Origin of the sequence: Aeromonas sp. QDB62, assembly GCF_027705695.1 — a bacterium.
GTDB lineage: Bacteria > Pseudomonadota > Gammaproteobacteria > Enterobacterales > Aeromonadaceae > Aeromonas > Aeromonas allosaccharophila.
This window is the reverse complement of the sequence record NZ_JAPDCD010000006.1, coordinates 95,463-112,856: the sequence shown is the minus strand read 5'-3', so window position 1 is coordinate 112,856 and position 17,394 is coordinate 95,463. Positions and strand designations below refer to the sequence as shown.

Sequence of the window (17,394 nt, the reverse complement as noted above, 5' to 3'; positions counted from 1 at the left end):
TGGATGGATGGAGTCTGGTGTTGATTCTTTATGGATCAATTGGTTGCAGTCAGGGCTGCGCCGGATCCGGTGCGGCAAGGACGGGCTGATCCCTCATTTCGAGGGTATGGCCTGCCTGGCGATAGTGCTTGTAGCGCTCGCGGGCTTGCTGCTTTTGTGTTTCATCAGTGGGGACAAAATCTACCACTTGAGCGAAGTGTCCTGCAAACAAAGGTGTCGCACTGGCCAGATTGATGAGGCGGGCGTAGCGCCGTTTCGGCGGCTGAAAGCCGATCTCCACCGGGGCCATGCCGCTTTCGCCTTGCAGCTGGTGCGGCACGAAGCGCTCCGGCGGCAGTTGCCACAACAGCTCGTCGAGGCGCAGAGCCTGCGCTTCATCGTCGCACAACAGGTAGATATGGCCCGCGCCCCACGACTCGGCCGCGAGGGTGCAGGCCAGTCGCTCGACCGCAGAGGCCTGCGCGTCATCCTGTTCGCTCATCAGGTAAAAGGTCACTTGGCTCATCAGGTTGATCCCGTTTTGCGGTGACGGACTGTTGACCGCCTCATGAGGCTGACGGGGCATTTCCCCGCTCGCAACTCACTGATTCAAGAATGAAACAAGGAAGAGGCGGGCCTCTTCCTTGTGGTTCAGGGTAACGCCAACCCTTCCGATGCAGCCATCGGCAGGGGCCGGAGAGTTACTCTTTTTCTTCGATATCCACGCCAGCCCGGTTCAGCAGGAACTGGGTCAGCAGGGGCACCGGACGACCGGTAGAACCTTTATCCTTGCCACTCTTCCAGGCGGTCCCGGCGATATCCAGGTGGGCCCAGTTGTACTTCTTGGTGAAGCGTGACAGGAAGGCGGCCGCGGTGATGGTACCGGCCGGACGACCGCCGATGTTGGCCATGTCGGCAAACGGGCTGTCGATCTGCTCCTGATACTCGTCAAACAGCGGCAGACGCCAGGCGCGATCACCTGCCTGTTCGGAGGCGTTGAGCAGCTCGTGGGCCAGCGGGTTGTGGTTGGCCAGCAGACCCGAGGTGTGGTGGCCCAGCGCGATGACGCAGGCACCGGTCAGGGTCGCCACGTCGATCACGGTTTCCGGATCGAAGCGGTCCACATAGGTCAGCGCATCACACAGCACCAGACGACCTTCCGCATCGGTGTTGAGCACTTCGATGGTCTGGCCGGACATGGAGGTGAGGATGTCACCCGGGCGATAGGCGTTGCCACCCGGCATGTTCTCGCAGCCTGCCAGCACGCCGATGACGTTGATCGGCAGTTGCAGCTGGGCCAGCGCGTGCATGGTACCGAGCACGGAGGCGGCGCCGCCCATGTCGTACTTCATCTCGTCCATGCCGTCAGCCGGCTTGATGGAGATGCCACCGGAGTCAAAGGTCAGACCCTTGCCGACCAGCACGATGGGCTTGGCATCCGGATGACCCTTGTATTCGATGATGGCCATCATGGCTTCGTTGTCGGAGCCGCGGGCCACCGCCAGATAGGAGTTCATGCCGAGTTCGGCCATCTCCTGCTCGCCCACCACCTTGGTGGTGATGTTGTCGAAGGCATCGGCCAGACGACGGGCCTGGGAGGCCAGATAGGCCGGGTTGCAGACGTTGGGCGGCATGTTCGCCACGTCGCGACAGACCCGCACACCCTTGGCCACGGCCAGACCGTGAGCGATGGCTTTTTCACCAATGGTCAGTTCCCGACGCGTCGGCACGTTGAACACCAGCTTGCGCAGCGGGCGACGTGGTTCGGCTTTGTTGGTCTTGAACTGATCAAAGCTGTAGAGGCCCGCCTTGGTGGTTTCTACCGCCTGGCGCACCTTCCAATAGGTATCCCGACCCTTGACGTGCAGCTCGGTGAGGAAGCAGACCGCTTCCATGGAGCCGGTTTCATTCAGGGTGGTGATGGTTTTGTTGATGATCTGCTTGTACTGGCGTTCGTCGAGTTCCCGCTCCTTGCCGCATCCGACCAGCAGTACGCGCTCGCTGAGCACGCCCGGTACTTGATGCAGCAGCAGCATCTGACCTGGTTTCCCTTCCAGGTCGCCACGGCGCAGCAGCGAACTGATATAGCCATCGCTGATCTTGTCCAGTTGTTCGGCAACCGGAGAGAGGCGACGAGGCTCAAATACGCCGACTACGACGCAGGCGCTACGTTGCTTCTCTGGACTGCCACTCTTTACACTGAACTCCATGGAATCTCCTACATCCTAAAGACAAAAGGCACCTTTTATTGAATAATGCGGTGCTTGTTGGGGTATCAGAGGCGGAGCGAACAGCCACAGGCTCCGCAGTTCAAACTGGTAAAAATCCAATATACGGCCCTATTTTTCAGGCATTCGACTAAAAACACAAGTTTACTTGGGAATGACTGTGATCGTTTTCCGATATTTGTTCAGGGAAACCCTGAAAACCCAGCTGGCAGTGTTATTCGTATTGCTGCTTATCTTTGTCAGCCAACAATTTATCAAGATCATCGGTGATGCCGCCGATGGCGAGGTGCCGACACGTCTGGTCTCCACCCTGCTGCTGCTCAACTTGCCCAATATGGCGCTGTTGATGCTGCCTATCAGTCTCTTTTTAGCCATTTTGTTTGCCCATGGTCGCCTCTACGCCGAAAGCGAGATGACGGTGATGCATGCGGTCGGTTTCAGTCACCGTTTCGTGATGCGCAGCGCCATGTTGCTGGCCTTGCTGACTGCTGCCGTCGCAGCGTTCAACACCGGCTGGATCGCCCCGCAAGCCAAGGAGCGCGAGTATCAGGTGATCGACGAGTTCAAGGCGGATCCGGGTGTCTCCTTCCTGCAGGCGGGCCGCTTTATGGAGCTCGACAAGGGACGTCTGGTTGCCTATATCCAGGATTTGAACGACAACGGCTCAAAACTGCAAAAGATCTTCGTGCTGCAGCGGGCGGAGGGGAACAATCCTCCCTCGGTGGTGGTGGCGACCGAAGGGTTGGTGACGGTCGATGAGAAAGGCCTGCAGTGGCTGACCCTGATGGATGGCTCCCGCTACGAGGGGAACTTCTCCGGCAAGCAGTTCCAGATCTCCGATTTTCGCGAATATGGTCTGGTGATCCGCCAGCAGGAGATGGAGCGTTCCAACCGCAAGGCGGCGGCCAAGCCGACCATGGAACTGTTCGGTACCCAGGACAACGCCATGATGGCGGAATTGCAGTGGCGTATCTCGCTGCCCCTCTCCATTCCGGTGCTCACCCTGCTGGTGGTGCCGCTGGCGCGGGTCAACCCCCGTCAGGGTCGCTACGCCAAGCTGCTGCCGGCCATCATGCTCTATCTCTCCTACTTCCTGCTGCTCAGTGCCGCCCGTTCGGCCATCGACAGCGGTCGGCTGCCCTACTGGCCGGGGATGTTCCTGGTGCCGCTCGGTTACCTGCTGTTTATCGGCCTGCCCCTCAATGTGCAGGGCACCAGCTGGTGGAACGGGGTGAAGAGCAAATATTTCATAAACAAATCAAAATGATGAAGCCACATAGGAACTACCGCTGATGTTTGGCATTCTCGATAGATATGACAATCGGGTCATTTTGATGCCGACCCGGTGCATCGCTCTTCAGGAGAAAATCAGCATGAAGCTGCAAGATAGGAGTCTCGGCTGATGTTCGGCATTCTCGATAGGTATATCGGTCGGGTCATTTTCATGTCGATCCTGCTGTGTGAAATCACGCTGGTTGGTCTGGCGGGGCTCATCAAGTATGTGGAGCAGCTCAAGTCGGTCGGTGACGGCAACTACGACATGATCAACGCCCTCTACTATGTGCTGCTATCCATGCCCAAGGAGGCGGTGCTGTTCTTCCCGCTGGCCGCGCTGCTGGGTGGCCTGATTGGTCTGGGTCAACTGGCGACCAGCTCCGAGCTGGTGGTGATGCAGGCGGCGGGTCGCTCCAAGATCAGTATCGTGATGGCGGCACTCAAAACCGCTATCCCGCTGATGATCCTGGTCGGCATGATGGGTGAGTACGTCGCCCCGATTGCCAAGCGGATGGCGGATGACATCAAGGCGGGCGCACTGTCCGAAGGTCGTCTGACGGTCTCCGCCTACGGGGTGTGGGCTCGCGATGGCAACAACTTCGTCAATATCAACGGGGTGCGCAACGATGGCGCCCTCACCGGCATCACCCTCTATCGCTTCACCCCCGAGCGCAAGCTGATCGACGTGGTGCAGGCGCAGGAAGGGGTGTTCGAGCGCCACCACTGGTTGCTCAAGCAGACTCAGGTTACCCGCTTCGACGATCCGGCGCAGATCCGCAGCGAACAGCACGCCACGATGGAGTGGAACTCAGAGCTGACCCCCAAGCAGCTGGGGGTGGTGAGTATCGACCCCGAGAACCTGTCGGTCTCCGGTCTGCTCGACTACATTGGTTACTTGGATGCCAACAAGCAGGATGCCGGTCGCTACAAGCTGGAGATGTGGCGCAAATTGCTGTCACCACTCTCTGTGGTGGCGATGATCCTGCTGGCCTCCTCCTTCATCTTCGGCCCGCTGCGTTCGGTGAGCATGGGGGCGCGGATGCTGATGGGGATCATGACCGGTTTCGCCGTCTATGTGAGTGATCGGGTGTTTGGCCCCATCAGTCTGGTCTATGCGGTACCGCCCATTCTGGCGGCCGTCGCGCCCAGCCTGCTGTTTGGCGGTATCTCATTCTACATCCTCAGTCGCAAGCAGTAATCCGCACGAGGCTATGAGGCAATGCAAAGAGGGCACCGGTTGGTGCCCTCTTTCGTTGCTGCATTAAACCGGTATTACTTGTTCAGCAATTCCAGATTTTCCTGTTTGCTCAGCACAATCACTTCGCACTCGGCCCAGATATCCTGAAACGCCCGTGGGCGCTGGCGGTTGAACAGGCACATCAGGTTGCCCAGACCAAAGGCGGCAGTAGCGAGACGGATCAGCGCCTGGGTAATACGGATATGGCTGCCATCCTCGTTCTGAATGCGCAGCCGCCAGGCGCGCATGCCGACGGTCTGGCCTGCACGGGTCCAGAACCAGGTGTAGAAACCGCAGATGACGAAGGCGAGCCACAGGGTGTAGAGCAGGCTCAGGTGGTGGCGGGTCAGCAACCAGACGGTATCTTCACCCGCCGGTACGCTGGCCATGCCGGTGACCAGCAGCAGCTTGGCGACACCCATGCCGATAAAGCCGGCGATGATCAGCAGCGAGGTCACCACCAGCGCATCATAGATCAGGGCGCCGAGGCGACGCAGCAGACCCGCTGACGGGTATGGCTGAGTGGTGGGAGAGGGGGATTTTTGTTGGACTTTTTTAGGCTTGGCCATCGTTTTTATTCCATTAAGATGATGGCGGCATTCTATGTAACTGGCCCCGCATCGGCAAGGCGTTGAATAAATGAACAAACGGGCGTGTTCAATAGAAAAACACCTTGCATGGCATCGCGCCATTCGTATAATCCCTCGCAGTTGCCCGGGTGGCGAAATCGGTAGACGCAGCGGATTCAAAATCCGCCGGTGAATAACCGTGTCGGTTCGAGTCCGACCCCGGGCACCATAAAATTCATGACAAAAGGCCATCAGCAATGATGGCCTTTTGTTTTTTGGCGTTCCTGCTCGTTGGGACGTCACTGCTGAACAGGCCGTGCTTCCCGTTGCTGCTTGGTATCCCTTCTCTTTTCCCGCTCTCCGTTATTTCCTTTTCTTGATGTGGCCGCTGACGGCATCACTGCCAGCGGCCTGTTTCTATTGCGGTTTTCTTTCATTTCATTGCTACGCAGTAGCATGGTCACGCGCTATCCCAGCAGGGCAAACAGCAGGGTACCGAGGGTGCCTACGAGCGTCAGTGCGATGATGGCTCTAGGGGCGCCGTGCAGCTTGGTCCACATAAACAGGCTGGTGAGGGCGAGCAATAGCAGGGCCAGGGCGGCGATGTCGCCAAACAGCTGCCAGCCGAGGCCGGTGCCCATGCCACGGTGCAGCCGGTTGAGGCTGGCGGCAACGTTGGCCAGTTGCAGGTCGGTGCGTACCAGCAGGGTGCCCTCGACATAGCTGGCGGCCACGCTCTGGCTGAGGGTAACGCCGCGCATCTCCCACTTGGCTGGTAGAGTGAGCGGGCCATTCGGGGTGGGTAGGGTCTGGGCCGGGGTGATCATGGTTCGCCCGTCGGCAAAGGTCTCGGGATAGCGCTGTTGCAGCAGGCTTTTCAGCTGCTCCGGGCTGGCGAGCGGAGCCTCCAGCACTATCTCTTCACTCGATTTGTCGGTGTGGGGGCCGGGGATGGGCAACACGGCACGGTGTTGCAGCCAGAGGCCGGTGATGCCGTACATCAGCATCAGGGCGAGGGTAAAAAAACCGGCCCAGGCATGGAGGCGGCGTACCCATTTGTTGTTGTGAAGGGGAACTCTTCTGCGTTTCATCGTGGTTGCTTCATAAAAAACTGGCCAGCAAGGGCTGGCCAGTCGGGGTGGTTGTCACAGAGGTCAGAAGCGGTAGGTACCGGTCAGACTCAGCTGACGGGGTGTGCCCGGCATGATCTGGGTGGCACTGGTGGCGCTGACGAAGTACTCGTGATCTGTCAGGTTCTCGGCGCTCAACTGGGCTTCCCACTGCTGCCAGCGATAACCGGCGCGCGCATCGAAGCGGGCGTAACCGGGCAGTGTGGTGGTGTTGGCGTTGTCGGCGAAGCGATCTCCCACCGCCGTCACGCCGGTTTCACCGAACCAGCCCTGCTCGCCACTCTGGTAGCCGAGATAGAGCTGGCCATTCTGGCGGGAGACGTTCATCGGGCGCTTGCCCTGCAGATCCGCATCCGCCTTGACCTGCTCGGCATCCTGAATGGCGAAACCGCCGCGCAGGTAGATCTCGTCGGTCAGCTCGGCGCGCGCGCTCAGCTCGACCCCCTCGGTGCGCTGCAGGCCGGTGAGGATCACCTTGGTGGGATCCAGCGGATCCTTGGTGCGTTTGTTGTACATCTCCAGCCGATAGAGGGAGAGGGTGGTCGCCAGCTTGCCATTCAGCCAGTCACTCTTCACGCCACCTTCGTAGAGGCGGGTGTGCTGGGGTTCCAGTCCGTTGTTCTTGTCGCCCGGGGTGATGCCGATCAGCTCGCCGCCCACAGGGGTGAAGGTCTTGCTGTAGGAGGTGTAGAAGGCGTGATCCTCGAGGGGATTCCACACCAGACCGAGGCGCGGGCTCAGGCTGTTGACCGAGACGCTCTCCTCCTTGTCGAGGTCGTAGCGGCGACTGGTAACTGTGAAGTCGTCACGGCGCAGCCCGCCAACCAGATGCCAGTCACCCAGGCTGAGCTGATCCTGCAGATAGAGGCCATTGCCGCGCACCTTGTGTTTGGCGTCGCTGGAGAGCTTCATGGCGCCATTGTAGGTAGGCAGCGAGCCCGGGTCGTAGAGGTTGCCAGACGGGATGGCGGTGGCGTTCTGGTAGAGCTTGGGTGTGCGCTCCTGCCAGTTTTGCTCGAAGCCGACCAGCAGGCGATGCTCGACCGGGCCGGTCTGGAACAGACCTTCGGCCTCAGTGTTGCTGATCAGGTTCTTCGCTTTCAGATCCTGCTGCCAGCGGGAGCGGGTCACCTGATCCCCTTTGACGCTAGTGACATAGGTGTTGTCAAACTGGCTGTCGAGGGTGGAGTAACCGAGCTGCTGGCGCAACTGCCACTGATCGTTGATATCCCAGGAGAGGCGGGAACGGGTGGATTGCGCCACATCATCGATGAAGTCGCGGCTGGTATCGCTGTAAACATACTCCCGCGGCACATCGGCCGGACGCCCATTGACCCCGGGAATGCCGCGATCCGGGGTGCGGTCATGTTCGTTGCGCTCGTACTGCACCAGCCAGTTGAGGTTGTCGCTGATCTCCCAGTTGGCGGAAGGGGCCAGCAGCGTGCGCTTGCTCTTCACGCCGTTGCGGAAGCTATCTTTGTCCTCTTGCGCCATGTTGAGGCGCAGTTGCACCTGCTCACTCGCCTCGCCATTGAGGTCGGCGGTTAGCCGCTGGCTGTCAAAGCTGCCAACCCGGGCGGTGACGCTGGACTCCTGTCCTTTCTGTGGCTTCTTGCTGACCCTGTTGACGATGCCCCCCGTGCTGCCGCGGCCGTAGAGCACGGCTGCCGGGCCTTTGAGCACTTCCACCCGCTCGATGTTGCCGAGATCCCGGGTATACTGCATGTCGTCGCGGAATCCGTCGAGATAGAAGTCGTTGCTGGCGCTGAAGCCGCGGATATTGACCCCGTCGAAGCGGGTATCACCGCTGGCGTTGACCCCGGGGATGCCGCTCAGGGCTTCACTCAGCGTCGGTTGGCCGAAGGCGGTCAGCTCGCTGACCTTGACGCTGTCGATGGTCTGGGGAACCAGCTTGGCTGGCGTATTGGTACGGGTTGCGGTGGCAACTTCCTGATGCTGGGAGCGTTTGCCAACCACAGTCATGGTTTCATCGGCGGCCTGGGCAGTGAAGCCGGTGCCCAGCAGTGCCAGCGAGACCAGCGTTCTGTGAAAGTGAGGGTGCTGCATATTCAATATTGACTCTTTGGATGTCGACCTGACGGCTCGAACATATTGATTTAATTATAATTAGCCTGACCCGCCAAAGCGGGATGCCAATGATATTGATTTTCATTTATCTAGCAAGGTGAAAATGGCGGTATCTGTGGCGGTGGTTGTTGCGGTTGGGAGAGCGCGGTTGAAACGCAGATCCCCTGCAGCAAAAGCGCGAGAACGAAGCGAGAGGAAAAAGGGTGAAGCGGAAGAGAAAGGGACGAAATGTGAAGAGCTATCCGGCCCGATAGGACGGGCCGGATACCGGACTCAGTGGGTGCGCAGCAGTCGGCGGGTGAGGGGCAGGGCCGCCAGCAGGCGATAGGCCAGCAGAGACGCTCCCAGCAGCAGCGGCACCTTGGCAATTTCCCAAGGGATGGATGCGCCCTGCGGTCCAAACATGAAGAGCCAGACCACCAGCATCATGTGCAGGCAGTAGATCCCGAGCACTTTGGGTGCCTGGCGTTCCAGCCAGCTGCCTTTGCCCCACTCGGGGTTGGCCAGCAGCAGGCCAAACAGACCAAGAGCCCAGGGAAGGGAGCCGAGCAGGAAGTCGTGGCGGGTGAGCGGCACCGCGGCGAAGTGCAGCAGCGCCTAGGCTTCACATCCATAGAGCGCCACGCCCCCCAGTAGCAGTTGCCAGCCGGTGCGGGCATCCGGTTGCCACTGACGCTGGCGCAGCAGGGCTCCCAGCGCCACAAACAGCAGTGAGAAGAAGGGGCCGTTACGGGTGAGCAGTAGCCACTCGGCGCCCAGCAGCGGTTTGGCATAGGAGCCACCCAGCAGCGCCAGCAGATAGAGGCCAAGGCCCAGCCAGAGGGCGAGCGTTGGCTTGCCAAGCCGGTAGCACAGTGCCAGCAGAGTCACCGCCATGATCAGGGCTGGCAGGAACCAGAGATGGATCATGCCGCCCACCAGCCAGCCGTTGAGGGGGTCGGCGAGCTGGAATTGCCACTGTCCGCGCAGGGAGGCCAGATAGCCCTGCTGCACGGCATCCAGTGGATTGAACGGCACCAGCAGGTAGACCAGACTCCACACCAGCCAGAGCAGCAGCAAGGGGCGGCAGTAGCGCCAAGCCACGGTCAGCGGCGCCTCGCGAGTCAGCTTTGGCTGCAGAAAGTAACCGGCACAGAGGAAAAACAGCGGTACGGCAAAGCGGCATAGCTGGTTGATGGTGCCGCTCAGCCAGAGCCAGGATTCGCCTCCCCACAGGGCGGGGTTGAACGGATTGGCGAAGGGGGAGACGTGAATGGTCATCACGGCCAGAATGGCCAGCACCCGCCCGCACTCGATACTGGAAATACGCATGGTGGCTCGTCGTTACAGGGGTTGTGACGGCACGCTAAAACCCGCACAGTCAACTTGCAACCAATTGATTTTATTCGTGTGAGTCACGTTGTTGAGCGGTTACGTTTTGTAACGGGATGGCGGGAGGTGTTACCTGTAACGGGAGCTGGCTCCCGTTTTTTTGGCGCAGCCACGCAAATAAAAAAAGCGAGGCGGGGCCTCGCTTCGACAGGGCGGATTCGGGCTTACTGGTGGGTCATCATGCTGCTCTGATTGGCTGCCAGGGTGGTTCTGCCCGAGCTCTCCAGCCAGGTTTTGATCCGCTTGGCATCGGCGACCCGATCGTTGGTGGTTTCGGCATTGAGCAGCACCATGATCACCGGTTCGTGATTGACCTTGGTGCCCAGCACCAGACAGCGGCCCGCTTCGCGGATATAGCCGGTCTTGGAGAGGGTGAACTCCCATTGCCCCTCGCGGATCAGCCGGTTGGAGTTGAGGTAGTGCAGCTGGCGCTTGTTGGTGCGCACATAGCTCTGCTGGTCGGTGGAGTACTGGCGGATCAACGGATAGGAGGCGGCAGCGGCAGCGAGCTTGGCGAGATCCTGCGCGGTGGAGACATTGCGCGGGTTGAGCCCGGTGCTGTCGGCGTAGCGGGTATTCCACATCCCCAGCATGCGGGCCTTGGCATTCATCGCCTCGACAAAGGCGCGCTGGCCACCGGGATAGTGGCGGGCCAGCGCCGAGGCGGCGCGGTTTTCAGAGGACATCAGGGCGATATGGAGCATCTCGGCGCGGCTGAGCTTGGAGCCGATGGCCAGGCGCGAGCCGGTCCCCTTGATGCGGTCGATGTCGGCATTGGTCACCGTGAGCATTTCGTTGAGCCGCAGGTTGGCATCCAGCACCACCAGCGCCGTCATCAGTTTGGTGAGCGAGGCTATAGGCATCACCCGGTTGCCGTTGCGCTCGGAGATCACCTCGCCGGTTCTGTGGTTGGCCACCACAAAGGCGGCCGAGCTGAGGTTGGGCACATCCCGCCGTTCCAGAAAGCCGCTGCTGCTCTTGCTGCTGGCGGAAAAGGGGTTGGCATGGGCACTGTCCATAGTGGCCGGCAGCATGACTGCGCCAAGCAACAGGGGAAGGAGGGAACGCATCATCATGATCTGCTCTACCGGACGAAATACAGGGATATCTGGCTAAGTTATATGTCGTGAACTGGCGCTTCACAATCATTCTCACCTTGATATTGATAATTTGCGGCGTTAAAGGGGCTCTGGCAGTGAAACGCGGGTGAAAATGGCCTCTCTGGAGTCTATTTATGGGGGCTGCCGACAGGACATCATGGTGAGGGTTTGCCGGGGCATGGGCATCGCGGAGTAAGAAAAATCGGGACCAGAGCGGTCCCGATTGGCATGGTGCGTTGCTCACCGTTTAGTGGGCATCTTCCTGCTTGATCTTGAAGCGCATGGCGATCACCACGAACAGCAGCGGGCCAATGATGGTCCAGACGCCGGTGGAGATATCGCCGGAGATAAAGGGGGCCACCACGGTAAAGACGTTGCCGAAGGCGACCAGGATCAGGCTGATGATGGTGGCCAGCAGCACGGAACCCGCGCTCTTGAAGAAGATCAGATCCTTGCCCAGCGCCGGGTTGTTGCGATAGCGATACCAGGCGTAGATGAGGAACATGTAGGGCAGGGTCATGCCGACGTTGGTCATGGTGATGATCAGCTCGTAGAGGGCGGCGGCCCCTTCCGGGTTGATCAGGGTAAAGATGGACTTGGCGGCAATGAACAGACAGACCACCCAGGCTTGCACCTTGAGCGCTTCAATCCGCACGCCATTCTCGTTCTCGCGCTGGAAGCGCTCCGGCCAGAAGTAGCTCGGGGTGCCGGTGATGAACTGGCGCAGCGGTGCATAGGAGAGGGCGATAAAGGCGCCGAGGTAGCTCAGGAACATGCCCAGCCCGGCAAAGCGCATGAACACCTGCCCCAACCACTCGCCACCGAGATGGCGCCCCAGCTCCAGCATGATGATGAAGAGGGCGGAGAGTGAGGTGATCCCCTCGGCCGGGAAGTCGCTCCAGCGCATGATGGAGCCGACCGCCAGAAAGCCGATGATGTAGCAGAGCACGATGAAGGCACCGGAGAGGAAGATGCCGCGCTTGAGGTCACGCTCGGGATCTTCCAGCTCGTCAGCCACCCCGGCCATCGCCTCGACCCCGCCGTAGGCGAAGATGGCGAATACCATGAAGCCGAGGAAGGGGATGATGTCGTTGAACGCAGCATTGGGAGAGGCTGCCAGTGATGCCTGGGTGAGGGGCTCCTGCAGGGTCATGCCGCTCACCGCGAAGGTGAAGACGCCACCGACCAGCAGCAACACGTTGAGCGCCACCACGGAGAGACCGCCGATGGCCGCCACCTTGGCGAAGCGGGCGCTACCAAAGGTGATGAGCTTGGTGACGGTGGCAACCAGCGCGATGGCGACCACCCCCAGAATAAAGGGGCCAAAGTCGATGCCGGTGCCCAGGGTGACCGGGATGACGGTGATGTCGCGGCCAAACAGCATGAAGGAGAGCGGCACCCACATGGAGAGCGCCTTGCCAAACATCCAGATGACGTAGGAGGCGAACCACATGGTCAGACCGATAAAGGCGAACCGGGTCGAGACCGAGTGGCGCATCCAGGTAAAGATGCCGCCCGCCTCCTTGCGAAAGCCGGTGCCAAACTCGATCATCATGAGGATGAACGGAATGAAGAAGAACAGACCGCCGATCACGAACATCGGAATGGCGGCATATCCCATTCGATAGAAGCCGATCCCGATATTAGTGACGCCAAATACCGATGTTAATATCATCAATATAAAGGCACCCAACTTCAGCTTTTTTGCTGACATATTTAAAACTCCCTGATGGTGCTGGATTTAAAGTAATCAAAAATTAAACAGACGAAACCGGGCCAATTAATAACGCTATCGCGCCATGTCATCCTGTTGTGGCTGGCACGATCGGGTCAACGCTGACAGGGCTGGCTTACCCGTCAGGCGGTCAATGAATGTATGGGCGGAGCTGCATGGCCTTGGCCACGAGCGGTATTGGTCTGCGTTGCCGAAAATTAACTGTGAACGATTTTATCATTAATGCTGTTCAGCAGGTAAGTTCCCCGAATGAAACCGTTGCTAAAATAAACCGACCTGCCAGTTAATTGATACGTTGCGGATGTAAACATTTACGCCCTGGCCGACACTTATTTCCATTATTCGTGTTCGGAATAATTGGTGGAGTGAATTAAACCATCCTGCCAGATAGACCCGCGCCAATGGCGCCAGGTCTCATCCTCCCAGCCGGGTCAGCAGCACGCCGCCAGTGATGATGGCCGCCGCGGTCAGTCGCACGCGCCCGAGCGGCTCTTTCAGCAACCAGACCGAGAGCAGCATGGCAAACAGCACACTGCTTTCACGCAGCGCCGCGACCACGCCAATGGGGGCTTGGGTCATGGCCCAGATAACAATCCCGTAGGCGAGCAGTGACATGGCGCCTCCCGCCATGCCTGACAGCGCATGGCGGCGGATCTGGCGCCACGCGTTGCGCCTCTGGTGGACGATCAGCACCAGCAGCATCGCCAGACCGGTACAGGCAAAGAGCCAGAGTGTGTAGCGCACCGGTTCACCCCCTGCGCGGGCGCCGGCCCCATCCGAGAGGGTATAGGTCGCCGTGAACATGGCAGTGATCAGTGCCGCCCGAACCGCTTTGCTGCCAAGGCGCTGCTGCCCCCCTCGCCAGGCCATCAGCAAGACCCCCATGATCAGCACGCAGGCGCCGATGATGCCGCCGTAGCCGGGGTAGTCCCCCAGCAGCATGGCACTTAACACCATGGCGAGCAGCGGGGCACTGCCACGGGCCAGCGGATAGATCTGGCCAAAATCGCCCTGATTGTAGGCATGACTGAGAAACAGGCAGTAACCGGTATGGAGCAGAATGGAGAGGCCGAGCCAGGGCAGCTCGGCTGCGGAGGGAAGTCCCATCGGCAGCAGCGCCACGGCGGCGATAAGCCCGGAGAAGATCGCCACCAGTGACACGCCCACCAGCCGCTCTTCGCCTATTTTGACCAGCGCATTCCAGCTGGCGTGAAGCAGGGCGGCCAGCAGGACGGCAAAAAAGACGGTAGTGCTCATGGGGGCAGGCTCTCGGGCGATGGGGGCCAACAGCATACCCGCCCGGAGCCTGATTGGCCGAGATCTGTATCAAGGCTTCGGCTTTTCGGGACTCGCCTCCTGCGTGGAGGCGTTGCCCAGTTGTCCCAACACCAGCTTGGGATAGGGATCGGTCTGCAACGGAATATCCTGCAGCTGTGTTCCCTGCTGGTGGCGGTGGATGATCCCGGCGGCCATCTTGCCCAGCGCCTCGTAGCTGCTGATGGTGCCAACACTACAGCCGTGCTCGACGAACAGTTCGGCACTGCAGATGGTGGGGATAGCGGCCTCGTTCAGTGCATTCAGCAAACGGGGGGCGATGGAGAGCAGATAGCTGTCTGCGGCCAGAAAGACGATGTCATTTTTGGCATCCTGTTGCAGCCGCTTCAGTTCGTTGTCCAGCCGCCGTGGGTCAGGGGCCATCCGCCAGGTGACCATCTGCCATTGATAGCGTTTCGCCTCGTTGAGCAACATATCGGCCACCAACAGGGTGTTCTGCTCCCGCGGGTTGAAGGGCAGTAGCAGCCGCTTGCTGGTGGCCAGATGCTCGCTGGCATTGGCCAGTTGCAGCGCCATCGGCACCATGTTGCTGACCCCGGCCACCATGCTGTTCTGGGCTTTGTCTTCCGAGAGGATGCCTGCCCCGACCGGATCGGAGACCACGTTGAAGATCAGTGGCTTGCGGTTGGCCAGCAGACTCTTGGTCATGGTGGTGGCGGTGGTGCCAAAGGTGTAGATGTAGTCGTACTCTGCCAGTTTCGGCAGCATCTGCTGGCGCAGCATGGTCGCCAGCGCCGTGCGATCCTGATCGGCGTTATAGGTGGTGATGGTGGCCTCATAGCCAAGGCGGGTCAGCTCTGCCCGAAAGCCCGCTTCGGCTGCGGTTTCGCCGCGCCACAGCACCATGGCGATAGAGAGGGCGTGAGCCGGCAGGGACAGCAACAACAGCAGTGTGACAAGCAGTTGACCCCTCATTTTCTCACCTCCCGTGCAGACCCTTGTCTGATGAGCCTAGGCCAATTTCTCCGGTCGTGAATGGCGCCCAGCAAAAAGCGCGATGGCAAGCCATCGCGCTTTGGGTATCCGCAACACTTCGATTAGAAGTCGTAGCGGGCAGCCAGTTGGAAGTCATCCTGGTTGGCCGTCGCCTTGCCGGCAACGCTGTCCAGATTGTTGATGCGGTACTCGCCAATCACCCGCAGGTTTTTGTTGAATTTGTACTGGGCACCCAGGGTGTAGTAATCCACGTTGTCTTTCTTGGTACCGGCTTTGTCCTGCTCCTGCTTGTTCCACAGCGCCATCAGACCGAAGCCGTTCTCGAAGTTGTAGCCCAGTGCGGCTTCCCAACCGGTGTGATCGGTACCGGTCGTCAGGAAGTCGCTGCCATCGGCATAGCTCAGGGCTGCGTAGGCGGCCTTGTTGTCGAACTTGGCGGAGATCAGCCACAGCTTGGCATCTTCTTCACCGCTCTTGTCGCGGATACCGACGTTGTAGGCGGTACCCAGTGACAGGTTGAACGGGAAGGTGTAGGCCACGGCAGCACCGTAGGCCGCGTCGCTATCCTTGCTGGTGGTCTCTTCGGTGTCACCACCGTCGAACTTGTAGCTGGTGTCGAGCTGGAAGCCATTGAACAGGCCGGAGTATTTCAGCACGGAACCGGCACGGTTGGTGGCGAAGGTGTCGGTCTTGGCGCCCAGCGCGTCGTTGCCGTAGCCGTCAGAGAGGGAGACATCAGTCCAGTCGGCCAGGAAGCCCGGGGCCCCTTTCTGGCGACCGAAGGTCACGGTGCCCCAGTCAGCGCCCACACCGGCGAATGCCAGACGGGTACGCAGGTTGTCGGAGCTCTCGCTGATGGTCTTCTCGCTGTCGTTGATGTACATCTGCACTTCGTACTGGGCCAGCGCCTTCAGACCACTCTGGATCTGGGTCTCGGCCTTGGCGCCGAAGCGGACAAACTGGTTGGCCCCTTGCTTGGCGCTGTAATCCTTGGTGCCATTCGGGTTGGCAGTATCGACGTTTTCTTTCTTGTCACCGAAGAATTGACCGGCGTAGATACGGCCATAGAGATCCAGCATGGAGGTGTCATTTTTATACACTTCAACGGCTTGAGCCTGGAAGGCTGCGGTCAGAGCCAGTGCCACTACAGTCAGCTTTTTCATCTTAATCCCTTGTGTTGCAAGCTTTTGTTTTGAAGACGGGGCCATGCTAGGCAGCGGGGATGACAGCGGGGTGACAGTTGGGTGAAGAGTCGATGGCAATTGGGTTGCAATTGGATGAATTGGCTACATTCTTGCTCGCAACGGCTACTTTTGTGCGCAAAGGTTTGCCCTTGTGGTAGAATGCCGCCCGTTTTCGAGCTCCATAGGTTGGATATGCGATGAGACGTGAACTGGCAATCGAGTTTTCCCGAGTGACGGAAGCGGCTGCACTGGCTGGCTACAAGTGGCTCGGACGTGGTGACAAGAATATCGCTGATGGTGCGGCCGTAGCGGCCATGCGCCACATTCTCAACCAGATCGAGATCGATGGTGAGATTGTTATCGGCGAAGGTGAAATTGATGAAGCGCCGATGCTCTATATCGGTGAGAAGGTCGGTACCGGACACGGCGACGCGGTGGATATCGCGGTCGATCCCATCGAGGGTACCCGCATGACCGCCATGGGTCAGGCCAACGCGCTGGCTGTGCTGGCGGTGGGCGACAAGGGTTCCTTCCTGAAGGCACCTGACATGTACATGGAAAAGCTGATCGTCGGGCCCAAGGCCAAAGGCGCCATCGACCTGAATCAGGCTCTCGAGCTGAACCTCAAGTCCGTGGCCAAGGCGCTGGGCAAGCCGCTCTCCCGTCTGACCGTCATTACGCTGGCCAAGCCGCGTCATGACAAGGCGATCAAGGAGATGCAGGGTCTGGGCGTGCGGGTGTTCGCCATTCCTGATGGTGACGTTGCTGCCTCCATCCTCACCTGTCTGCCGGACAGCGAAGTCGACATGCTGTATGGCATCGGTGGCGCACCGGAAGGGGTGATCTCCGCGGCGGTGATCCGCGCGCTGGATGGCGACATGCAGGCCCGTCTGGTGCCGCGTCACCGCGTCAAGGGCGACAGCCCGGAAGTGCGTGCACTGGGCGAGCAGGAAATTGCCCGCTGCGAAGCGCTGGGTATCGATGTGAACAAGGTGCTCAAGCTGGAAGACATGGCGAAGAATGACAACGTCATCTTCTCCGCCACCGGCATCACCAAGGGTGATCTGCTGGACGGTATCACCAGTGATGGCGTGATGGCGACCACCGAGACCCTGTTGATCCGTGGCAAGTCGCGCACCATTCGCCGTATCAAGTCGATCCATTACCTGGAACGCAAAGACAGCGTAGTGCGCGACATTATTCTGTGATGTGGTGAATACTGGTCGG

The 17,394-nt window shown here is 59.7% G+C and carries 13 protein-coding genes, 1 tRNA gene and 1 pseudogene; 4 read left to right on the top strand and 11 right to left on the bottom strand.

The genetic code is table 11. From position 1 onward, the window contains the following. Nucleotides 1–49: 49 nt before the first annotated feature. The gene (locus OKC27_RS04900; protein WP_182938422.1) at nt 50–505 is read right to left on the bottom strand and encodes a DNA polymerase III subunit chi; all 456 of its coding nucleotides are present in this window, start codon (nt 503–505) and stop codon (nt 50–52) included. A gap of 175 nt (nt 506–680) precedes the next feature. Next, on the bottom strand, nt 681–2,189 hold the full coding sequence (gene pepA, locus OKC27_RS04895; protein ID WP_033138248.1) for a leucyl aminopeptidase: 1,509 nt from the start codon (nt 2,187–2,189) through the stop codon (nt 681–683). A gap of 172 nt (nt 2,190–2,361) precedes the next feature. Between pepA and lptF the strand changes: the two genes are divergently transcribed. After that, nucleotides 2,362–3,474 carry an LPS export ABC transporter permease LptF gene (gene lptF, locus OKC27_RS04890; protein ID WP_182938421.1) on the top strand — a complete coding sequence of 371 codons (1,113 nt, stop codon included), beginning with the start codon at nt 2,362–2,364 and terminating at the stop codon, nt 3,472–3,474. Nucleotides 3,475–3,609: 135 nt separating this feature from the next. Continuing rightward, on the top strand, nt 3,610–4,680 hold the full coding sequence (gene lptG / locus OKC27_RS04885; RefSeq protein ID WP_182938420.1) for an LPS export ABC transporter permease LptG: 1,071 nt from the start codon (nt 3,610–3,612) through the stop codon (nt 4,678–4,680). Nucleotides 4,681–4,754: 74 nt separating this feature from the next. Here lptG and OKC27_RS04880 read toward each other — a convergent pair whose 3' ends face one another. Continuing rightward, nucleotides 4,755–5,288 (bottom strand): RDD family protein, encoded by a 534-nt coding sequence (locus OKC27_RS04880; RefSeq protein ID WP_182938419.1) that lies wholly within the window; start codon nt 5,286–5,288, stop codon nt 4,755–4,757. Between the two features lie 143 nt (nt 5,289–5,431). Between OKC27_RS04880 and OKC27_RS04875 the strand changes: the two genes are divergently transcribed. Beyond that, a tRNA-Leu gene (locus OKC27_RS04875) sits at nt 5,432–5,517 on the top strand. Nucleotides 5,518–5,755: 238 nt separating this feature from the next. Here OKC27_RS04875 and OKC27_RS04870 read toward each other — a convergent pair. From OKC27_RS04870 to OKC27_RS04835, 8 genes and pseudogenes are all read right to left on the bottom strand, one after another. Further along, nucleotides 5,756–6,421: a PepSY-associated TM helix domain-containing protein gene (locus tag OKC27_RS04870; RefSeq protein WP_323886831.1), complete on the bottom strand. Its 666-nt coding sequence runs from the start codon at nt 6,419–6,421 to the stop codon at nt 5,756–5,758. 21 nt (nt 6,422–6,442) lie between these two features. Further along, nucleotides 6,443–8,485: a TonB-dependent receptor gene (locus OKC27_RS04865; RefSeq protein ID WP_182938417.1), complete on the bottom strand. Its 2,043-nt coding sequence runs from the start codon at nt 8,483–8,485 to the stop codon at nt 6,443–6,445. Nucleotides 8,486–8,779: 294 nt separating this feature from the next. Further along, nucleotides 8,780–9,817 (bottom strand): annotated as a pseudogene (locus OKC27_RS04860) (acyltransferase). A gap of 224 nt (nt 9,818–10,041) precedes the next feature. Beyond that, a complete protein-coding gene (gene pbpG / locus OKC27_RS04855) occupies nt 10,042–10,953 on the bottom strand; it encodes a D-alanyl-D-alanine endopeptidase (RefSeq protein WP_042061586.1) in 912 nt (303 codons plus the stop codon). 271 nt (nt 10,954–11,224) lie between these two features. Beyond that, nucleotides 11,225–12,691, bottom strand: coding sequence for a glutamate/gamma-aminobutyrate family transporter YjeM (gene yjeM / locus OKC27_RS04850; protein ID WP_042655634.1), 1,467 nt, complete (start codon nt 12,689–12,691; stop codon nt 11,225–11,227). A 435-nt stretch (nt 12,692–13,126) separates the two neighbouring features. Continuing rightward, nucleotides 13,127–14,005 carry a DMT family transporter gene (locus OKC27_RS04845; protein WP_197970781.1) on the bottom strand — a complete coding sequence of 293 codons (879 nt, stop codon included), beginning with the start codon at nt 14,003–14,005 and terminating at the stop codon, nt 13,127–13,129. A gap of 33 nt (nt 14,006–14,038) precedes the next feature. After that, entirely contained in the window at nt 14,039–14,962 is a 924-nt protein-coding gene (locus OKC27_RS04840) for an ABC transporter substrate-binding protein (protein WP_182938415.1), read from the bottom strand. Nucleotides 14,963–15,084: 122 nt separating this feature from the next. Continuing rightward, on the bottom strand, nt 15,085–16,146 hold the full coding sequence (locus OKC27_RS04835; protein ID WP_270805976.1) for a porin: 1,062 nt from the start codon (nt 16,144–16,146) through the stop codon (nt 15,085–15,087). A gap of 218 nt (nt 16,147–16,364) precedes the next feature. Here OKC27_RS04835 and glpX point away from each other — a divergent pair, with 218 nt between their 5' ends. After that, nucleotides 16,365–17,375, top strand: a complete 1,011-nt coding sequence (glpX, locus tag OKC27_RS04830) for a class II fructose-bisphosphatase (RefSeq protein WP_042061575.1) — start codon at nt 16,365–16,367, stop codon at nt 17,373–17,375. The last annotated feature ends 19 nt before the right edge of the window (nt 17,376–17,394 follow it).

What these genes read in the sequence shown, in the direction of transcription:
- OKC27_RS04900 (WP_182938422.1), bottom strand. Translation starts at nt 505, where the DNA reads ATGAGCCAAGTGACCTTTTACCTGATGAGCGAACAGGATGACGCGCAG.
- pepA (WP_033138248.1), bottom strand. Translation starts at nt 2,189, where the DNA reads ATGGAGTTCAGTGTAAAGAGTGGCAGTCCAGAGAAGCAACGTAGCGCC.
- lptF (WP_182938421.1), top strand. Translation starts at nt 2,362, where the DNA reads ATGACTGTGATCGTTTTCCGATATTTGTTCAGGGAAACCCTGAAAACC.
- lptG (WP_182938420.1), top strand. Translation starts at nt 3,610, where the DNA reads ATGTTCGGCATTCTCGATAGGTATATCGGTCGGGTCATTTTCATGTCG.
- OKC27_RS04880 (WP_182938419.1), bottom strand. Translation starts at nt 5,288, where the DNA reads ATGGCCAAGCCTAAAAAAGTCCAACAAAAATCCCCCTCTCCCACCACT.
- OKC27_RS04865 (WP_182938417.1), bottom strand. Translation starts at nt 8,485, where the DNA reads ATGCAGCACCCTCACTTTCACAGAACGCTGGTCTCGCTGGCACTGCTG.
- pbpG (WP_042061586.1), bottom strand. Translation starts at nt 10,953, where the DNA reads ATGATGATGCGTTCCCTCCTTCCCCTGTTGCTTGGCGCAGTCATGCTG.
- yjeM (WP_042655634.1), bottom strand. Translation starts at nt 12,691, where the DNA reads ATGTCAGCAAAAAAGCTGAAGTTGGGTGCCTTTATATTGATGATATTA.
- OKC27_RS04845 (WP_197970781.1), bottom strand. Translation starts at nt 14,005, where the DNA reads ATGCTGTTGGCCCCCATCGCCCGAGAGCCTGCCCCCATGAGCACTACC.
- OKC27_RS04840 (WP_182938415.1), bottom strand. Translation starts at nt 14,962, where the DNA reads ATGAGGGGTCAACTGCTTGTCACACTGCTGTTGTTGCTGTCCCTGCCG.
- OKC27_RS04835 (WP_270805976.1), bottom strand. Translation starts at nt 16,146, where the DNA reads ATGAAAAAGCTGACTGTAGTGGCACTGGCTCTGACCGCAGCCTTCCAG.
- glpX (WP_042061575.1), top strand. Translation starts at nt 16,365, where the DNA reads ATGAGACGTGAACTGGCAATCGAGTTTTCCCGAGTGACGGAAGCGGCT.